Genomic DNA, 17,043 nt, shown 5'->3' with positions numbered 1-17,043 from the left:
TGGATAAGCTTTGCTTATGTATGATTATCTTCAGCTACATACGCTGGCCGCGATCCTGCGGCACGGGTCTTTCGATGCCGCGGCCGGAGAGCTGAACCTGAGCCAGTCCGCCGTGTCCCAACGGCTGCGTGCGCTGGAGGATCGGGTGGGTCAACCCCTTGTTATCCGGGGCACTCCTTGCTCGGGGACCGAGATGGGGCAGCGCCTTGCCCGCCACGTCGAAGAGGTCGGGCTGATGGAGGCGCGGCTGTCCGGCGACCTGGGCCTGAGGTTTCCCGATACCCCACGGGCTCGGATCACCGTCAATGCCGACAGCCTGGCGTCCTGGATCGTGCCCGCCCTGGCCGAAGCGCGGCTGGCCCTGCCGGACATGCTCTTTGACGTGGTCGTGGACGATCAGGAGCATTCGGCCGAGTCCCTGAAACGGGGCGAGGTCGTGGGCGCCGTGACCAGCACCGAGGATCCGCCGACGGGCTGCGACAGCTATCCGCTCGGGTCGCTGCGCTATATCGCGACGGCCAGCCCGAGGTTCATGAAACGCTATTTCGCCCAAGGGGTTACCGGCGCCGCGCTGGAACACGCCCCGATGCTGACCTACGACAAGAAGGACCGGCTTCAGCTGGATTGGCTGGCGCATAATTTCGGCGTGACGCGGATGCCGCCGACGCATTACCTGCCCTCTACCACCGCCTTCGTCGAAGCCGCGCGTCGGGGGCTGGGCTGGGGGATGAACCCCGAAATGCTGGTGCGACGGCCTCTGGCGGACCGGCTGCTGGTGCCCCTGATCCAGTCAAGTGCTTGGGACACCCCGCTTTTCTGGCAGACACCGCGCCGCCTGCGCAACGCGCTTGCGCCGCTGACGCTGGCGATCCGCAAGGTGGCCGCGGATCACCTGTACCGATAGACGCGCAACGAAACACAATCAAAACAGGACGATACCATGCTCAAAGGTCAGGATCACCGTTACGACGCCAAGGGGGCCGAATGCATCGGCTACCTCGCTCTGCCCGCAGGCGACGGCCCCGGCGTGCTGGTCGCCCCGGCTTTCGGCGGGCTCTCCGACAGCGACCGCGCCACCTGCGACCGGCTGGCCGATCTGGGCTATGTGGCTCTGGGCGTTGACTATTATTCGGGTGGGCGGCATTCGACCGACCGGGCGCAGGCGGCGGAATGGATGGCAGAGCTGCAGGGCAACCGCCCGCTGTTCGCGACCCGGATGCAGGCCGCGCTGACGGCGATCCGGGCCGTGCCGCAGATGGCCGGGAAGGTTGGCGCCATGGGCTATTGCCTTGGTGGCAAAGGGGTTTTGGACCTCGCACGCTCTGGCGCGGCGTTCGACGCGGGCGTCACGCTGCACGGGGTCTACGACGCTCCGCCCGACGGGTCGAAGACCATGGCCCCTGCCCTGCTGATCTGCGACGGCTGGGACGACAGCCTGTGCCCGCCCGACGCCAAGGTCGCGCTGGCCGAGGAGCTGACAACCCATTGTTCCGACTGGCAGATGCTGGCCTTCGGCCACACCGGCCACGCCTTCACCAACGTCAAGGCCGCCCCCGGCAAGGGCTTCGGCTATTCCAAGGCCGCAGACCGGCGATCATGGCGCGCGCTGACAGCGTTTTTCGACGAGATCCTGAGGGGTTAGCCCCCTCAGAGCGGCCAGAATACCAGGATCGCGGGGATCGACACGGCGACCACGAGGATTTCCAGCGGCAGGCCCATGCGCCAGTAATCGCCAAAGCGATAGCCCCCCGGGCCCAGGATCAACGTGTTGTTCTTATGGCCAATCGGCGTAAGGAAGGCCGAGGACGCCGCCACCGCAACCGCCATCAGGAAGGGGTCCGGCGACACATCCAGGCGGTCGGCCATCTGGATGCCAATGGGTGCCGCCACGATGGCCGTCGCGGTGTTGTTCAGCACATCCGACAGCGACATGGTCACCACCATCAGCGCGGTCAGGATCGCCCAGGCGGGCCAGCCGTCCGTCGCCCAGACCAGACTGTCCGCGATCAGAGAGGTTCCGCCCGATGTTTCAAGGGCTTGACCCAAGGGGATCATCGACCCCAGCAGGACAACCACGGGCCATTCGACGTGGTCATAAAGCTCCTGCAAGGGGATCACGCGCATCAGCACATAGGCGATCACGACCAGCCCAAGCGCGATGGCCAGGTCGACCACCCCGATCGAAGCCAGCAGGACCGCCCCCGCGAACAACCCGATCGCAGCCCAGGTCTTCGTGTCCTGCGTCACGGCAAGCCCCCGGTCGGCCAGTGTCAGGCAGCCCAGCCAGTCGGCCACATCGCCGCCGGTGTCCTTTTGAACCAGCAGCAACAGGATGTCGCCGGGCTGCACCTCGGTCTTGCGGACCTGGCTTTGAATGCGCCGCCCCTGCCGGGAAATCCCAAGCAGAACAGCGCGTTGCCGCCAGGATAGCCCGACGGCCTGCGCGGTCTTTCCGGCGATGCGGCTGTCGGGGCTGACCACCAGTTCAAGAATATCGAGCCCCTCGCTGTCGGCTTGCAGCAGCTCCTCCCGACGGTCGTCGGAAAAGGCCAGCGACAGGGCCGATCGGAATTCGTCCAGCGCCTCGGGCGTGGCCTCAAGCACCAGCGCGTCGCCGGCCTGCAGGATGTTGTTGCGTGCGTTGCCATAGAGACGCTTGCCGTCGCGGATCAGGCCGATGATGACCACATCGGCCTTGTCGGCGGCCTCGGTCAGCTCTCCGACCCGCTTGCCGATCTGCTTGTTGCCCTCGGGCAGGGTCAGTTCGGCGACGTAATTCGCGATGTCCGACCGGCGCACCACCGCGTCTTCGCGCACCGGGATCAGCCGCCAGCCGACCAGCGCGACAAAGGCCAGACCCGCGATCGCCGCCAGCCCGCCGACCGGGGCGAAATCGAACATGCGATAGCTTTCTCCCAATGAATCCGCACGGATGGCCGAGATGATGATGTTCGGCGGCGTGCCGATCAGCGTCGCCATCCCGCCCAGGATCGTGGCAAAGGACAGCGGCATCAGTGACAGGCCCGGCGCGCGGCCCGCCTTGCGCGCGGTCTGGATATCCACCGGCATCAGCAGGGCCAGCGCCGCCACGTTGTTCATGAAGGCCGACAGCACCCCGCCGATCCCGCCCATCAGGGCAATGTGCCCGCCCAGACGCCGCGAACTGTCCACCAGCGTGCGCGTGATCAAGTAGACCGCGCCGGAACGCACCAGCCCGGCCGAGACGATCAGCACCAACGCGACGATCAACGTGGCCTCGTGACCGAAACCGTCAAAGGCATGCTCGGCCTCGACCGGGCCCAGCACCACGGCCACCATCAAGGCGCCGAAGGCCACGATGTCATACCGCCACCGTCCCCAGAGCAGCAGGGCGAAGACGACAAGGAAGAGGGTGAACAGGATGATCTGGTCGGTATTCATGGCGCGAAGGTAACGCGGATCGGGGCGGCGAACAGGGGAAACCTTCGCGGCCCGCCCACCCCCATGGCTCAGCTATCCGCTTGCCTGCCCCCGGGCCCATGAATTATAGAGCAGCGGACCAATTTCCGGGCAAATGAAGGGAACACCATGGCCGGCCATTCAAAATGGGCGAACATCCAGCACCGCAAGGGGCGTCAGGACGCCGCCCGGTCGAAACTGTTTTCCAAGCTCTCGAAAGAGATCACCGTCGCCGCCAAGATGGGCGACCCCGATCCCGACAAGAACCCCCGGCTGCGGCTGGCGGTGAAGGAAGCCAAGTCGAATTCCGTCCCCAAGGACGTGATCGACCGCGCGATCAAGAAATCGCAGGCCGGTGAAGGCGACGACTACGAAGAGATCCGCTATGAGGGCTATGGCCCGAACGGCGTGGCGGTGATCGTCGAGGCGATGACCGACAACCGCAACCGCACCGCGTCCAACGTCCGCTCGACCTTCACCAAGAACGGTGGCAACCTGGGCGAAACCGGGTCGGTCGGTTTCATGTTCGACCGCAAGGGCGAAGTGTCCTACGGCGCCGACGCGGGTGATGCGGACACGGTGATGATGGCGGCGATCGAAGCGGGCGCCGAGGATGTCGAAAGCTCGGACGAGGGGCACTACATCTATTGCGCCGACTCGGACCTGAACGACGTGGCCAGCGCGCTCGAGGCTGAGCTGGGCGAATCTGAATCGACCAAGCTGGTGTGGAAGCCGACCACCACCACCGAGCTGGACCTTGAGGGCATGCAGAAGCTGATGAAGCTGGTGGATGCGCTGGAAGACGACGACGACGTGCAGCGGGTCACCACGAATTTTGAGGCCTCGGACGAGGTCATGGCGCAGCTGTAAGGCCCGCCAATTCGCAATGACTTGAAAACGCCGGGCCCCTGCCCGGCGTTCTTGTTTTTGATCCCTGGTGGGGGCGCTGCCCCCGTCGGCCTGCGGCCGCCTCCCCCGAGGTATTTTCGACCAGAAGAAGACGGGCGCCCGCCCCTTCTTCTGGTTCAAAATACCTCGGGAGGTCTGGAGGGCAGCGCCCTCCAGCCTGTGCCGGGATCACAGCGGCCAGATCAGCGGGATCACGGCCGAGACGAGCAGCCCCATGCTGAGGTTCAGGGGGATGCCGATCTTCATGAAGTCGGTGAAGCGATAGCCGCCGGGGCCGTAGACCATCATGTTGGTCTGATACCCGATCGGCGTGGCAAAGCTGGCCGAGGCCGCAACCATCACCGCGACCACCAGCGGCCGCGCATCAATGCCAGCCACCTGGGCCAGCCCGATGGCGATCGGCGTGACCACCACGGCGACGGCGTTGTTCGACACCAGTTCGGTCAGGATCGAGGTCAGCAGATAGATCGCCCAGACGATGAAGAAGGGTGGCAGCCCGGTCAGCGCGGGGGCGATGGCGTTCACGATCAGCTCGACTGCGCCGGAATGTTCCAGTGCCGCCCCCACGGCCAGCATGGCAAAGATCATGGCCAGCAGGCGGCCTTCGACAAAGGAAAAGGCTTCGTCCGCGTCGATGCATCGGGTCAGCAGGACGACCGCGACGGCCAGGATCGTCATCAGGAAGATCGGCGCGATGCCGAGACCCGCCAACGCCACGATGCCGATCAGAGAGGCGATGGCGATCGGGGCATGGCCACGGCGGAACGCGCGGGCCGTGGGCTGGGTGACGTCGACCATCTCCATCTCGGACGCCAGGCGGCGGATGTCTTCGGGCGCGCCTTCCAGCAGCAGCGTGTCGCCGACCCGGACGACCGTTTCGTCCAGCTGGCGACCGATGTTCTGGTTCCGGCGATGCACCGCCAGCACGTAGACACCGTAACGGCGGCGCAGGCGCATGGCGCCCAGCTGGCGACCGACCAGACGGCACCCGGGGGTGATCAGCGCCTCGACGGTTGAGGTCTCCACGGCCGAGATCTGGTCGACCCGCTTGAGGCTCTTGGTGGCCTGCAGCGACAGCAGTTCGGTGATCTGGCTGCGCAGCACCACGATGTCGCCGACCTGCAGCACCACGTCCTTCAGGTTGCGCCGCAGAGACACGTCCCCGCGCACCACGTCGATCAGCCGGACGCCTTCACGCTTGAACAGCTGCACCGACAGGACCTCGCGTCCGACGAGGTTGGATTCGGGGGGGATGACGGCCTCGGTGAAGAACTTCATCCGGGACCGGTCCGACAGCATGTCGGCCATGCTGTCGCGATCGGGCAGCAGCCAGCGTCCGACGACATAAAGGTACGTCATGCCGTAAAGGACGACGACGAGACCGATCGGCGTGACCTCGAAGATCGAGAACGGCTCGAGCCCCCGGGCCGAGGCGACACCATCCACCAGCAGGTTGGTCGAGGTGCCGATCAGGGTCAGCGTGCCGCCCATGATCGCCGCGTAGGACAGCGGGATCAGCAGCCGCGAGGCATTGATGCCGAGCTTGCGGGCCAGCTGCACGAAGACCGGGATCATCACGACCACCACGGGCGTGTTGGCCACGATGGCCGAGGCGATCAGCACGAAGACCATCAGCGCGGCGATGGCCACCCGGGGCCTGTCGGTGCGACGCGTGGCCATCTGGGTAAAGGCATCTAGCGCCCCGGTCCGCACCAGCGCCCCCATCACCAGGAACATCCCCGCGATGGTCCAGGGGGCGGGGTTGGCCAGGACCGGCAGGGCCTCGTCATAGGGCAGGATGCCCAGCACCAGAAGCAATGCGACACCGCCGATCGCGACGACCTCGGTCGGGTAGGATTCTCGCAGGAAGAGGATGAACATCAGTCCGACCACGACCAGGGTCAGAACCGCGGTTCCGGTCTGCGACACGCCGAGTAATTCGATCACCATGAGCTCCTGTCCCGGGTGGGCCGATTGGCCACGCCGGACCCTATCTAGGCGTCCGGGGGCGGTCCCGGCAAGGGCGGTGTTGTCTCATCCCGCGCGCGGGGCTGGACAAGCGCCATCCCGGCCAGCATCAGCGCCAGGGATGCCCAAAGGCCGGGCGAAAACCGTTCGCCCAGAAGCGCCATGGACCAGACCATGCCGAAAATCGTGACCAGGTAGCTGACCTGCACCGCAAAGACCGGACCGGCGCGACCGACCATCCAGACATAGCCGGAATAGACCAGCGCATGGATCGCGGCCGACCCGGCCAGCGCGGCCTCGGGCGCGCCGAAGCTGCGGGGGATGATGAACTGCCCGGTCGCCACGGCCAGCGGCGCGGCAATCAGCGCCCCCAGCACGGAGGCCAGGCACAACGTCTGCACCGCATCCATGCCGGCGGTGCCGAAGCGGGCGACCAGGTTGCCCTCGAGCGCATAGAAGGCCGGGGCCACCAGTGCCAGCGGCACGAAGACCAGCATGGCGCGGTCGGGCAGGCTGGCCTCGGGCAGGACGATCAGCAGGGTGGCGCCAAGCCCTAGCGCGAGACCCACCAGCCTGCGCGGCGACGTCCGGTCGGTGCCAAGCGCCAGCGCCATCGGGAAGGCCATCATCGGCACCAGCGACAGCAAAAGCGCGATGACCCCGGCGGGCAGGTGCACGGCAGCGCGGTAGGAAAAGGCATTGGGCAGGATCGTCCCGGTCAGCGCGATCATCAGCGCGATGGCCCATTGCGCGCGGGTCGGCCGGAACCGCGCGCCGGTGACCAGCAGGATCAGGCCCAGGATCGCCACGCCGATCGTGGTCTGCCAGAAGATCAGGCCAAGCGGCTGGTAGCCGGTCGAGACGGCGATCTTGGCCAGCGGCACGGTCAGCGCCCAGCCCGCGCCGATCACCAGCAGCGCCAGCGCCAGGGCGACCCGGGACATCGGCTCAGACCGGGCCGGGACCGGACTGCGACAGCCGCCCGCCGTGGCGCACCATCTCGACCCGCTTGGCCAGCCCGGTGCGATCGTCGGTTTCGACATAGATGCCCGACAGGGTCGCCTCGCCCTCGGCCGGCTGGAAGCGGCCCTTGGACATGCCGGTCACGAAGCGACGCAGGGGTTCGCCCTTGTCCATCCCGATGACCGAATTGTAATCGCCGCACATCCCCGCATCCGACATATGCGCCGTGCCGCCGGGCAGGATCTGCGCGTCCGCCGTGGCGACATGGGTGTGCGTGCCCACGACCAGAGAGGCCTTGCCGTCGCACCAGTGCCCCATGGCCATCTTCTCGGACGTCGCCTCGCAATGCACATCGATGATCGAGGCCTGCACCATCCCGCCGGGCGGATGGGATTTCAGGACCGTCTCGATGGCCGAGAACGGATCGTCATAGGGGCGCGACATGAAGACCTGCCCCAGCACCTGCGCCACCAGCACCTTGCGGCCACCCGGCGCGTCGAACACGCGAAACCCGCGGCCGGGGGCGGACCGGGCATAGTTGATCGGGCGGATGATGCGCGGTTCCTGGTCGATGAAGGACATCATGTCCTTCTGATCGAAGGCATGATCGCCAAGCGTCAGCACATCGACGCCCGCCGCCAGCAGTGCCTTGGCGTGATCGGAAGACAGCCCCGCGCCATTGGTCGCGTTCTCGCCATTGACCACGACGAAGTCGAGCTTCCAGGCCGCGCGCAGCCTGGGCAGGGTTTCGGTTACGGCCGTGCGGCCACTGCGGCCGACGATGTCGCCAAGGAAAAGCAATCTCATGGCGATTGGGTAAGTGGCGGCGCGCAAAAGGGCAAGGGTTTGGTTGCGGTGCCCCGGCCCTGCCTTCCCCTGGTCCAATATCCCGGGGTGAGGCGCCGCAGGCGACGAGGGGCAGCGCCCCTCTCCCCCTCACCGCAGGATCGGCGGCTTGTCGGGGTCGCTGCCGGGCGCGATCCGTTCGACCCGGGTCGGCTCTTCCGGTTGGGGCAGATCAAACCGCAATCCGTGCCGGGCAAGCGCCGCAGCAGCGCTGTCGTGAGCCGCAAAGAATCCCACGTCCAGCACGCCCGCATCAAGCCCCGAGAAGGTCAGCGCCTCGCCCGCCGCCTTGGCGAGCGGGGCCTCGGCGCCGTCTTTCGCGCCGATGAAAGCCAGCAGGTGGCCCTTGGTGCCGGACTCGGAGGTCGTGCCCACAAGGTATGCGGTCTTCGCCAGCCCCGTGGCCATGGCAAGCTTCTGATCCAGCGCCGACAGCAGCACCTCGGGCAGGCCCATGGGGCGCGAGAACTCGGCGATGCGTTCCTCGACCTCGGCGGGGGCCTCGGACAGGGTGGCGGCCAGCCAGTCGACGGCCTGCGGCGGGATCAGGATGGCCGAGGGCGCGACGTCGAGGTTCAGGCCCAGCCCGATCCCCTGCCCCGCCAGCATCCCGGCGATCGCCCGCCCCGACAGGGCGACGTAGGGAACGGCCCGGTTGGCGAAGGCCGAAAGCCGTTCCTCGCGGTCGAAGACCAGCACGAATGTGGCCTCGGGCAGCTCAAACAGGCCGGGCGAGATCTGGTCGTCGCGCGGCTCTTCCTTCAGCATCAGGAACAGTTCGCTGTCGGCCAGGCGTTCGTAGAACCGCAGGCGGGCGGTGTCGTCGTCGGGCGCGGCCTCCATCGCGGCGTGGGCGGTGTCGAGTGCGGTCTCGGTCATGCGGCGTCAGTCCTCCAGGGCCTCTGTCACGCGGGCGCGCAGCACGGGCAGCAGGTCGGTTTCGAACCAGGGGTTCTTCTTCAGCCATCCGGTATTGCGCCAGGACGGATGAGGCAAGGGGATCGCCCCCGGCAGATGGTCGCGGAAGGCGCGGACGGTGGCGGTCATTGGCGGGCGCGCATCCAGGTGCCAGCGCTGCGCATGGGCCCCGATCAGCACGCGCAGGCGCAGGTGCGGCAGGCTGGCGAAGACCTGATCATGCCATGTGGCGGCGCAGATTTTGGGCGGCGGCAGGTCGGATCCCCTGGCGTCGTAGCCGGGAAAGCAGAAGGCCATGGGCACGACGGCGATGCGGTTAAGGTCATAGAAGGTGTCGCGGTCGATCCCCAGCCAGTCGCGCAGCCGGTCGCCCGATCGATCGTCGAAGGGACGACCCTTTTCGTGGACCTGCAGGCCCGGGGCCTGGCCGGCGATCAGCAGACGCGCCGTAGGGCGGAACCACGGGACCGGGCGCGGCTGATGGCACGTGGCCGTCGCGGCAAAACGGTCGGCGCACAGGCGACAGGCGCGGATCTGGGTCGGCAGGTCGGACATCGAGGGGATGATGCACCGGTGCGGCGGAAGGTAAAGGCTGGGGGCGCGATCAAGATAGTTCGACGACTGTCGAAATATTTCTTGCCGAACCTCATTCCCTTCGATATTTCTAGAATCATGAAAATGACACCTGACAGTGACCTGCGGCTTGAACGCGCCGCATCCACCTTTGCCGCGCTTGGCAGTGAACAGCGCCTGACCGTCCTTGGCACGCTGGTGCGCGCGGGGCCCGAGGGGCTGAGCATCGGGCAATTGGGCGAACGGTCGGGGATCACCGGGTCGACCCTGACCCATCACATGAAGATCCTCGCCCAAGCGGGCCTGGTCACACAGGAAAAACAGGGCCGCAGCATCATCTGCGCGGCCGTTGCCTATGAAGAACTGCAGGCGCTGGCCGGGTTCCTGCTGAAGGAATGCTGCGCGGATGCGACCTGCTCCACAAAGGGACATGACCATGGCTGACACACATTCGCACGGCGCGGCCTCCGGGACCGGCTGGGGGCGCATCGACAAGGCCTGGCTGGCGAGCGGGATGATCCTTGCAGTTCTGCTGTTGGCCGACACGGGGCAGTTCACGGAAACGCTGATCTTCGCGGCGCGGGCGCTTGGCAACACGCTGCCGATCATCGCCTTTGCCGTTCTGGCGATCGGATACCTCAAGGCGACGGGGGCCGAGACCACCATCGCCAAGGCCTTTGAGGGCAACGAGGTGCAGATGGTCGTCATGGCGGCGCTGCTGGGCGGGCTGTCGCCCTTCTGCTCGTGCGAGGTGATCCCCTTCATCGCCGCCCTGCTGGCCGTGGGCACGCCGATTTCGGCGGTCATGGCCTTCTGGCTGGCGTCGCCGCTGATGGATCCGGCGATGTTCATCGTCACCGCCGGGGCGCTTGGCGTCGACTTCGCGGTGGCCAAGGCGGTGGCGGCGGTGGCGCTTGGCCTGTTCGGCGGGTTCGTCACCATGGCGGCCAAGGGATCGCCCATCTTTGCCGACCCGCTGCGGGAAAAACCGCAGGTCGGCGGCTGCTGCGGGGTCAAGAAACCCTTTGCAGGCAAGCCCGAGTGGCGCTTCTGGACCATGCCCGAACGGCGCGAGACCTTCCGGGCGGCCGTGCTTGAAAACGCGGTTTTCCTGCTGAAATGGCTGGTGCTGGCCTACCTGATCGAGTCGCTGATGCTGGCCTATGTCCCTGCGGACTGGATCGCGGGCATCCTGGGTGGCACGGGCCCGATGCCGGTCATCATGGGTGCCGTCGTCGGCGCGCCCGCCTACCTTAACGGCTATGCCGCCGTTCAGCTGGTCGATGGCCTGCTGGCCCAAGGCATGGCACCGGGGGCGGCGATGTCGTTTGTCATCGCGGGCGGCGTGACCTGCATTCCGGCGGCGGTGGCGGTCTGGGCGCTGGTCAAGCCGCGGGTTTTTGCGGCCTATGCCGGGCTGGCCGTCGTCGGCGCGCTGCTGGCCGGATTTGCCTGGGGGGCCGTGGCCGGGGTCGTCTGACGGCCCGGCGCGCCCCCTGTGCATCGGTTTGCCACAATTTCGACGTGTTGACTTGGCATGGCGTTAAGAAATCCGGCATATTGTCGGGAAGACGCCATTAACCAAAATCCGATAAGGCGTGCGGAAGAGCAGACCCCGGAGCGAGCCGATGCTCGAATTCGAGAACGTCAGCAAGTCCTATTGGACGGGCAAACAACGCAAGGTGATCCTTGACCGGGTCTCCTTCCGGGTGACCCTTGGCCGGTCGCTTGGCATCCTCGCGCCCAATGGCACCGGCAAGACGACGCTGATCAACATGATGGCGGGGCTGGAAAAACCCGACGAGGGCGACATCCGGCGCAGCTGCCGCATCTCGTTCCCGCTTGGCTTCATGGGCGGCACGGTATCGCGCCATTCGGCGATGGAGAACTCGCGCTACATCGCCCGAATTTACGGGCTCGATCCCGATTACGTCGAAGCCTACTGCCGCTGGCTGTGCGGGCTGGGCGATTATTTCGACCAGCCGCTTGGCACCTATTCCTCGGGGATGCGGGCGCGGTTCCACTTCTCGCTCATGCTGGCGCTGGATTTCGACATGTACCTGATCGACGAGGGCATGCCGTCGTCCACCGATGTCGAATTCAACCGCAAGGCGGGGGAAATCCTGCAGGAAAGGCTGCGCACGACCACGGTTGTGATCGTGTCGCACCAGCCCGACGTGCTACAGAAGTTCGCGAGCGAGGCGGCAGTGCTGATGAACGGCCAGCTGCACATGTTCGATACCTTGGAAGAAGCGAAGCAGCTCTATGACTATGAAACCCAAGGCTAGGAAGTTCCGCATCAAGCGTACCGACGCCACGGCCCCGGCCCCCGCCGACGACACCGGGATCGAGGACGCCGAGGCCGTCGAGGATGCCGCCGAGGACGACACCCCGCCCGCGCCGACCGAGGCCGCGCCGAGCGCCGAGAGCGACCGCGCCTCGGCCGCCGATGTCGCCCGCCGCCGGGCCGCCGCCCTTGCCGCGCTGAAGGAAGGCAAGGTCAGCCCCCGTGGCGAGGCGCAGGCCCGCAGCGGAGAGGTATCCTCGGCCGAGGAAGGCAAGGTTGAAACCGACCTCGACAAGATCAAGCAGGAGGGGCTGACCGGCCGCCAGCTGCGCATGGCGCGGCGCGTCGCCCAGAAACACGGGCTTGCGCCCACCTCGGATTACGACGCGGTGCGCCAGCTGCGCGCGCGTGGCATCGATCCGTTCAAGCCGACCAACATGCTTGAACTCGTGGTGCCGGGCGCCGGCAGCGCGCAGGCCGACCCCAAGCTGCCCGCCCGCACGCAACAGACCCTGCCCAAGACCGTGCCGCTGGACAAAGCGCAGCTGCCGTCGACGGATGTGAACCCCGCCGACCGCCGCGCCCGCGAGATCATGGATATCCAGCGCGATATCGCCCGTCGGCGCCGTCGCCGACTGGCCTTGCTGTTCACCCGGCTGGCCTTCTTCGTTCTCGCGCCGACGATCCTGGCTGGCTATTATTTCTACGCCGTGGCCACGCCCATGTATGCCTCGAAGGCCGAATTCCTGATCCTGCAGGCCGACAACGCGGGCGGCACCGGGATCGGCGGGCTGTTGCAGGGCACGCAGTTCGCCACCAACCAGGACGCCATCGCGGTGCAAAGCTACCTGCAGTCCAAGGACGCCATGGTGCGGCTGGACGAGGACATGGGCTTCAAGGCGCATTTCACCCAAGGTTGGATCGACCCGATCCAGCGGCTGGGCGAAAGCCCCACCAACGAAGAGGCCTACAAGGTCTACAAGAAATACGTGAAGATCAGCTACGACCCCTCCGAAGGGGTCATCCGGATGGAAGTGTCGGCCGCCGATCCCGCCGTGGCCGCCGGCTTTGCCAGCCACCTGATTTCCTTTGCCGAAGACCGCGTGGACGAGCTGTCGCGCCGCAAGCGCGAAGACAGCATGGCCACCGCGCTGGAAAGCCTGGAACGCGCCAAGGACGACCGCCGCGCCGCACAGGAGGCGCTGGTCAAGCTGCAGGAAGACAACTTTGTCGACCCCGAGGGCTACATCGCCTCGCTGCGCGCGCAGATCAACAACTACGAGGTCCAGCTGCAGGAAAAAGAGCTGCAGCTTCAGGCACTTCTCGACAACGCCCGCCCGAACCAAAGCCGCGTCGACGGCGCGCGTGGCGATATCCGACGGCTGCAGGCGTTGCTGGACGAGCTGAACTCGAAAATGACCGACGCCACGAGCGGCGAGACCTCGCTGGCCGAAAAGGCCGCCCGCATCCAGATGGCGCAGGCGGACCTGGCCACGGCGGACCTGTTCCTGCAATCGGCGCTGCAGAATGAAAAGCAGACACAGCTCGAGGCGAACCGGCAGGTGCGGTACCTGACGACCTCGGTCAACCCGGTGGCGGCCGAAGATCCAAGCTATCCGCGCAAGTTCGAAAACACGATCCTCGCTTTCCTGATCCTCTCGGGGGTCTACCTGATGATTTCGCTCACCGCCTCGATCCTGCGCGAACAGGTGTCGAGCTGACGCATGTCCCGGCACTCCGGCCCTGCGCCGGGGTGCCGATCGACCCAAACCTGCCCGGGCGGTTCCGACCACAGGACCCGCCGTTACAATTAGATGGCAGACCAGAAGACCCGGGCCCCGCCCGCACAGACAGAGAGATTGACGTGACCAAACCCATTGCCGATGTGACCCCCAACACCTGGGAATTCCTGCGCGACCCGATGATCAAGCCGACGGGCTTTCGCGAATACGACGCGCGCTGGAAATACCCCGAAGAGATCAACCTGCCCGGCATGACCGCGCTTGGCCTCGGCCTTGGCACGCAGATGATCAAGCGGGGCATCAAGCCGGTGATCGCGGTCGGCAACGACTATCGCGACTATTCGCTGACCATCAAGAACGCCCTGATCCTCGGCCTGATGCGGGCTGGCATTCAGGTCAAGGACATCGGCCCCTGCATCACGCCCATGGCCTATTTCAGCAGCTTCCACCTGGGCGGCTGCGCCGTGGCCATGGTCACGGCATCGCACAACCCGAACGGCTGGACCGGCGTGAAGATGGGATTTGACATGCCCCTGACGCACGGACCCGACGAGATGGGCGAGCTGAAAGACATCGTCCTGAACGACAAGGGCGAGGCGCGCGAGGGCGGGTCGTATGAGTTCGTCGACGGTGTCTGGGACGCCTATATCGACGACCTCGTGGGCGATTTCAAAATGTCCCGCAAGCTCAAGGTCGTCTGCGCCACAGGCAACGGCACCGCCGCGGCCTTTGCCCCCGAGGTCTTCAAGCGGATCGGGGTCGAGATCGTGGATAGCCACAACACGCTCGACTACACCTTCCCGAACTACAACCCGAACCCCGAAGCGATGGAAATGCTGCACGACATGTCCGACAGCGTGAAGGCGTCGGGCGCCGACATGGCGCTTGGCTTTGACGGCGACGGCGACCGCTGCGGCGTGGTGGACGACGAGGGGGAAGAGATTTTTGCCGACAAGGTGGGCGTGATCATGGCCCGCGACCTGTCCAAGATTTATCCCAACTCGACCTTCGTGGCGGATGTGAAATCCACCGGCCTCTTTGCCTCGGACCCCGAGCTGATCGCCAATGGCGTCAAGGCCGACTACTGGAAGACCGGCCACAGCCACATGAAGCGCCGGGTGCATGAACTTGGCGCGCTGGCGGGGTTCGAGAAGTCGGGCCACTACTTCATGGCCGAACCCGTTGGCCGCGGCTATGACGACGGCATGCGCGTCGCGGTCGAGATCTGCAAACTGATGGACCGCAACCCGGACATGAAGATGTCGGACCTGCGCAAAGCGCTCCCCAAGACCTGGTCGACCCCGACGATGTCGCCCTATGCCGCCGATACCGAGAAATACGAAATCCTCGACCGGCTGGTGGAGAAACTGGTCGCCAAGGGCAAGGCGGGCGACACCTTCGCCGGCCGCGCCATCAAGGAGGTCGTGACGGTGAACGGCGCGCGCGTCATCCTCGACAACGGGTCCTGGGGCCTGGTCCGCGCCTCGTCGAACACGCCGAACCTGGTGGTGGTCTGCGAAAGCTCCGAGTCCGAAGAAGAACTGCGCGCGATCTTCAAGGAAATCGACGACGTGATCCGCACCGAACCGGCCGTCGGCGACTACGACCAGACCTTCTGACGGATGGGGGGCCTTGCCCCCCGCCCGTTCCGGGCTCCCCCCAGGATATGTGACCAGAGGAAGCCGGGGCGGGTCCGGCTCTTCCTCTGGTTCATGTATCCCGGGGGTCCGGGGGCAGAGCCCCCGGGGTGCGCCGCCTGGCGAAAAAGTCTTTCAACAGGGCCTCGGCCTCGGCTTCGCAGATGCCATCCAGAACCTCGGGCCGGTGGTGCGCCTGTGGATGGCTGAAGACCCGCGCGCCATGGGCCACGCCGCCGGATTTGGGATCCGACGCGCCATAGACGACCCGGGCGATCCGGGCGGCGGCGATGGCGGCGGCGCACATCGCGCAGGGTTCGAGCGTGACGTAAAGCGTATGACCTGGCAGCCTTTCGGATCCAAGCGCGGCGCAGGCCTGCCGGATCACCAGCATCTCGGCATGGGCGGACGGATCCGACATCTCGCGCGTGCGGTTTCCCGCGCGGGCGACCACCCGGCCCTGCGGGTCCAGCAGCACGGCGCCCACGGGCACCTCGCCACGGGCGGCGGCGGCGCGGGCCTCGGCCAGGGCTTCGGACATGTGCGACGTGAACATCATGCCCCTGACTGCCCCACGATCCGTGCTTCCGCAAGCGCGGGAAACGGGATAAGCCGGGGACATGAGCACCCCTGACCAAGATCCGAAGAAAACCCAGCCAAAGACGCCTCCGGGCGACCGCATCGCCAAGGTGCTGTCGCGGGCCGGTGTCGCGTCGCGACGCGAGGCCGAAAAGATGATCGGCGAGGGCCGCGTGTCGGTCAACGGCAAGGTCATCGACAGCCCGGCGCTGAACGTCACCGCGCGCGACAAGGTGGCGGTGGACGGGCGGCCGCTGGATGCGCCGGAACCGGCGCGGCTCTGGCTTTATCACAAGCCGACGGGGCTGGTGACGACGGCCAGGGACGAACAGGGGCGGCCGACGATCTTTGACGAATTGCCGGATGACATGCCGCGCGTGATGTCGGTCGGGCGGCTTGACCTCAATTCCGAGGGGCTTTTGCTGCTGACCAACGACGGCGGATTGAAGCGGCGGCTGGAACTGCCCTCGACCGGCTGGCTGCGGCGCTACCGTGTGCGGGTGAAGGGCAATCCGACGGATGCGACCTTTGCCCCGCTGCGGGAAGGCATCGTGCTGAACCGCGAGGAATTCCAGCCGATGCAGATCACGCTGGACCGGCAGCAGGGGTCGAACGCCTGGCTGACCGTCGGCCTGCGCGAAGGCAAGAACCGCGAGGTCCGCCGCGCCATGGAAAGCATCGGGCTGAGCGTCAACCGGCTGATCCGGATTTCCTACGGGCCGTTCCAGCTGGGCCCGCTGGCGCCCGGCGGCGTCGAAGAGGTCCGGCGGCGCGTGCTGCGCGACCAGCTGGGGCTTGAGGCCGAGGACGAAGACGCCAAGCCGCGCCCCACCCGCCAGCGCGGCAAGGGGCCGGGCAAGCCCGGTATGCGCCCCGGAAATGGCGCCGGTGCTGGCCCCCGTCCTGGCCCCGGTGCGCCGAAGGGAGGCAAGCCGAAATCGGGCGAAAAGCCTGCCCGCGGCGCTGCCCGTGGGGCCGCAGTCGGCACCCCGGGTCGCAAGCCCGGCGACCAGGCGCGTGGCAAGTCGGCCAAGCCCAAGGGCGATGCGCCCTGGGGCGACGACCGCCGCCCCAAGCTTACCCGGAGACGTCCCAAAAAGGACTGAGGCTTTGCAGGGGGATAGCATTGGTGTATTCCATCCCCATATGTACCGGGACGCCAATGTGACGGCCAATGTGACGG

At 66.5% G+C, this 17,043-nt stretch carries 16 protein-coding genes; 9 read left to right on the top strand and 7 right to left on the bottom strand.

What is annotated here, in order from left to right:
• Window positions 1-16: 16 nt before the first annotated feature.
• Both E4S58_RS01735 and E4S58_RS01730 read left to right on the top strand, forming a co-directional pair.
• Window positions 17-904: a LysR family transcriptional regulator ArgP gene (locus E4S58_RS01735; RefSeq protein WP_136634598.1), complete on the top strand. Its 888-nt coding sequence runs from the start codon at window positions 17-19 to the stop codon at window positions 902-904.
• 36 nt (window positions 905-940) lie between these two features.
• Entirely contained in the window at window positions 941-1,642 is a 702-nt protein-coding gene (locus E4S58_RS01730) for a dienelactone hydrolase family protein (RefSeq protein ID WP_136634597.1), read from the top strand.
• Window positions 1,643-1,647: 5 nt separating this feature from the next.
• On the opposite strand, the gene E4S58_RS01725 is transcribed toward E4S58_RS01730, so the two are convergent.
• Entirely contained in the window at window positions 1,648-3,420 is a 1,773-nt protein-coding gene (locus tag E4S58_RS01725; RefSeq protein WP_136634596.1) for an SLC13 family permease, read from the bottom strand.
• A 147-nt stretch (window positions 3,421-3,567) separates the two neighbouring features.
• On the opposite strand from E4S58_RS01725, the gene E4S58_RS01720 reads away from it, so the two are divergent.
• A complete protein-coding gene (locus E4S58_RS01720) occupies window positions 3,568-4,308 on the top strand; it encodes a YebC/PmpR family DNA-binding transcriptional regulator (protein ID WP_136634595.1) in 741 nt (246 codons plus the stop codon).
• A 207-nt stretch (window positions 4,309-4,515) separates the two neighbouring features.
• Here E4S58_RS01720 and E4S58_RS01715 read toward each other — a convergent pair whose 3' ends face one another.
• The 5 genes from E4S58_RS01715 to E4S58_RS01695 form a co-directional block, all read right to left on the bottom strand.
• Window positions 4,516-6,228, bottom strand: a complete 1,713-nt coding sequence (locus E4S58_RS01715) for an SLC13 family permease (protein ID WP_420821271.1) — start codon at window positions 6,226-6,228, stop codon at window positions 4,516-4,518.
• A 113-nt stretch (window positions 6,229-6,341) separates the two neighbouring features.
• Complete coding sequence (locus E4S58_RS01710) at window positions 6,342-7,259, bottom strand: DMT family transporter (RefSeq protein WP_136634594.1); 918 nt, start codon at window positions 7,257-7,259, stop codon at window positions 6,342-6,344.
• 4 nt (window positions 7,260-7,263) lie between these two features.
• Window positions 7,264-8,085: a TIGR00282 family metallophosphoesterase gene (locus E4S58_RS01705; RefSeq protein WP_136634593.1), complete on the bottom strand. Its 822-nt coding sequence runs from the start codon at window positions 8,083-8,085 to the stop codon at window positions 7,264-7,266.
• Between the two features lie 129 nt (window positions 8,086-8,214).
• Entirely contained in the window at window positions 8,215-9,003 is a 789-nt protein-coding gene (locus E4S58_RS01700) for an SseB family protein (protein ID WP_136634592.1), read from the bottom strand.
• Window positions 9,004-9,009: 6 nt separating this feature from the next.
• On the bottom strand, window positions 9,010-9,597 hold the full coding sequence (locus E4S58_RS01695; RefSeq protein ID WP_136634591.1) for a uracil-DNA glycosylase family protein: 588 nt from the start codon (window positions 9,595-9,597) through the stop codon (window positions 9,010-9,012).
• A 117-nt stretch (window positions 9,598-9,714) separates the two neighbouring features.
• Between E4S58_RS01695 and E4S58_RS01690 the strand changes: the two genes are divergently transcribed.
• The 5 genes from E4S58_RS01690 to E4S58_RS01670 all read left to right on the top strand — a co-directional run bounded on the left by E4S58_RS01690 (window position 9,715) and on the right by E4S58_RS01670 (window position 15,263).
• On the top strand, window positions 9,715-10,059 hold the full coding sequence (locus E4S58_RS01690) for an ArsR/SmtB family transcription factor (protein ID WP_136634590.1): 345 nt from the start codon (window positions 9,715-9,717) through the stop codon (window positions 10,057-10,059).
• Entirely contained in the window at window positions 10,052-11,095 is a 1,044-nt protein-coding gene (locus E4S58_RS01685; RefSeq protein ID WP_136634589.1) for a permease, read from the top strand. The genes E4S58_RS01690 and E4S58_RS01685 overlap by 8 nt, the downstream gene beginning before the upstream one ends.
• Before the next feature lie 148 nt (window positions 11,096-11,243).
• Entirely contained in the window at window positions 11,244-11,903 is a 660-nt protein-coding gene (locus E4S58_RS01680) for an ABC transporter ATP-binding protein (RefSeq protein ID WP_136634588.1), read from the top strand.
• Window positions 11,881-13,623 (top strand): KpsE/RkpR family capsule polysaccharide export protein, encoded by a 1,743-nt coding sequence (locus E4S58_RS01675; protein WP_136634587.1) that lies wholly within the window; start codon window positions 11,881-11,883, stop codon window positions 13,621-13,623. The genes E4S58_RS01680 and E4S58_RS01675 overlap by 23 nt, the downstream gene beginning before the upstream one ends.
• A gap of 143 nt (window positions 13,624-13,766) precedes the next feature.
• Window positions 13,767-15,263 carry a phosphomannomutase/phosphoglucomutase gene (locus E4S58_RS01670; RefSeq protein ID WP_136634586.1) on the top strand — a complete coding sequence of 499 codons (1,497 nt, stop codon included), beginning with the start codon at window positions 13,767-13,769 and terminating at the stop codon, window positions 15,261-15,263.
• A gap of 91 nt (window positions 15,264-15,354) precedes the next feature.
• On the opposite strand, the gene E4S58_RS01665 is transcribed toward E4S58_RS01670, so the two are convergent.
• Window positions 15,355-15,840: a nucleoside deaminase gene (locus E4S58_RS01665; RefSeq protein ID WP_136634585.1), complete on the bottom strand. Its 486-nt coding sequence runs from the start codon at window positions 15,838-15,840 to the stop codon at window positions 15,355-15,357.
• A 61-nt stretch (window positions 15,841-15,901) separates the two neighbouring features.
• On the opposite strand from E4S58_RS01665, the gene E4S58_RS01660 reads away from it, so the two are divergent.
• Window positions 15,902-16,966 carry a pseudouridine synthase gene (locus E4S58_RS01660; RefSeq protein WP_136634584.1) on the top strand — a complete coding sequence of 355 codons (1,065 nt, stop codon included), beginning with the start codon at window positions 15,902-15,904 and terminating at the stop codon, window positions 16,964-16,966.
• Window positions 16,967-17,043: the final 77 nt, after the last annotated feature.

Source organism: Pseudooceanicola onchidii, assembly GCF_004959925.1.
GTDB classification, from domain to species: domain Bacteria; phylum Pseudomonadota; class Alphaproteobacteria; order Rhodobacterales; family Rhodobacteraceae; genus Pseudooceanicola; species Pseudooceanicola onchidii.
The sequence above is the reverse complement of the archived record's forward strand: the minus strand, read 5'-3'. Positions and strand labels throughout refer to the sequence as shown.

Bases quoted from the DNA above. Each gene is read 5' to 3' on its own strand.
- E4S58_RS01735 (WP_136634598.1), top strand. From the start codon at position 17: ATGTATGATTATCTTCAGCTACATACGCTGGCCGCGATCCTGCGGCAC.
- E4S58_RS01730 (WP_136634597.1), top strand. From the start codon at position 941: ATGCTCAAAGGTCAGGATCACCGTTACGACGCCAAGGGGGCCGAATGC.
- E4S58_RS01725 (WP_136634596.1), bottom strand. From the start codon at position 3,420: ATGAATACCGACCAGATCATCCTGTTCACCCTCTTCCTTGTCGTCTTC.
- E4S58_RS01720 (WP_136634595.1), top strand. From the start codon at position 3,568: ATGGCCGGCCATTCAAAATGGGCGAACATCCAGCACCGCAAGGGGCGT.
- E4S58_RS01715 (WP_420821271.1), bottom strand. From the start codon at position 6,228: ATGTTCATCCTCTTCCTGCGAGAATCCTACCCGACCGAGGTCGTCGCG.
- E4S58_RS01710 (WP_136634594.1), bottom strand. From the start codon at position 7,259: ATGTCCCGGGTCGCCCTGGCGCTGGCGCTGCTGGTGATCGGCGCGGGC.
- E4S58_RS01705 (WP_136634593.1), bottom strand. From the start codon at position 8,085: ATGAGATTGCTTTTCCTTGGCGACATCGTCGGCCGCAGTGGCCGCACG.
- E4S58_RS01700 (WP_136634592.1), bottom strand. From the start codon at position 9,003: ATGACCGAGACCGCACTCGACACCGCCCACGCCGCGATGGAGGCCGCG.
- E4S58_RS01695 (WP_136634591.1), bottom strand. From the start codon at position 9,597: ATGTCCGACCTGCCGACCCAGATCCGCGCCTGTCGCCTGTGCGCCGAC.
- E4S58_RS01690 (WP_136634590.1), top strand. From the start codon at position 9,715: ATGAAAATGACACCTGACAGTGACCTGCGGCTTGAACGCGCCGCATCC.
- E4S58_RS01685 (WP_136634589.1), top strand. From the start codon at position 10,052: ATGGCTGACACACATTCGCACGGCGCGGCCTCCGGGACCGGCTGGGGG.
- E4S58_RS01680 (WP_136634588.1), top strand. From the start codon at position 11,244: ATGCTCGAATTCGAGAACGTCAGCAAGTCCTATTGGACGGGCAAACAA.
- E4S58_RS01675 (WP_136634587.1), top strand. From the start codon at position 11,881: ATGACTATGAAACCCAAGGCTAGGAAGTTCCGCATCAAGCGTACCGAC.
- E4S58_RS01665 (WP_136634585.1), bottom strand. From the start codon at position 15,840: ATGATGTTCACGTCGCACATGTCCGAAGCCCTGGCCGAGGCCCGCGCC.
- E4S58_RS01660 (WP_136634584.1), top strand. From the start codon at position 15,902: ATGAGCACCCCTGACCAAGATCCGAAGAAAACCCAGCCAAAGACGCCT.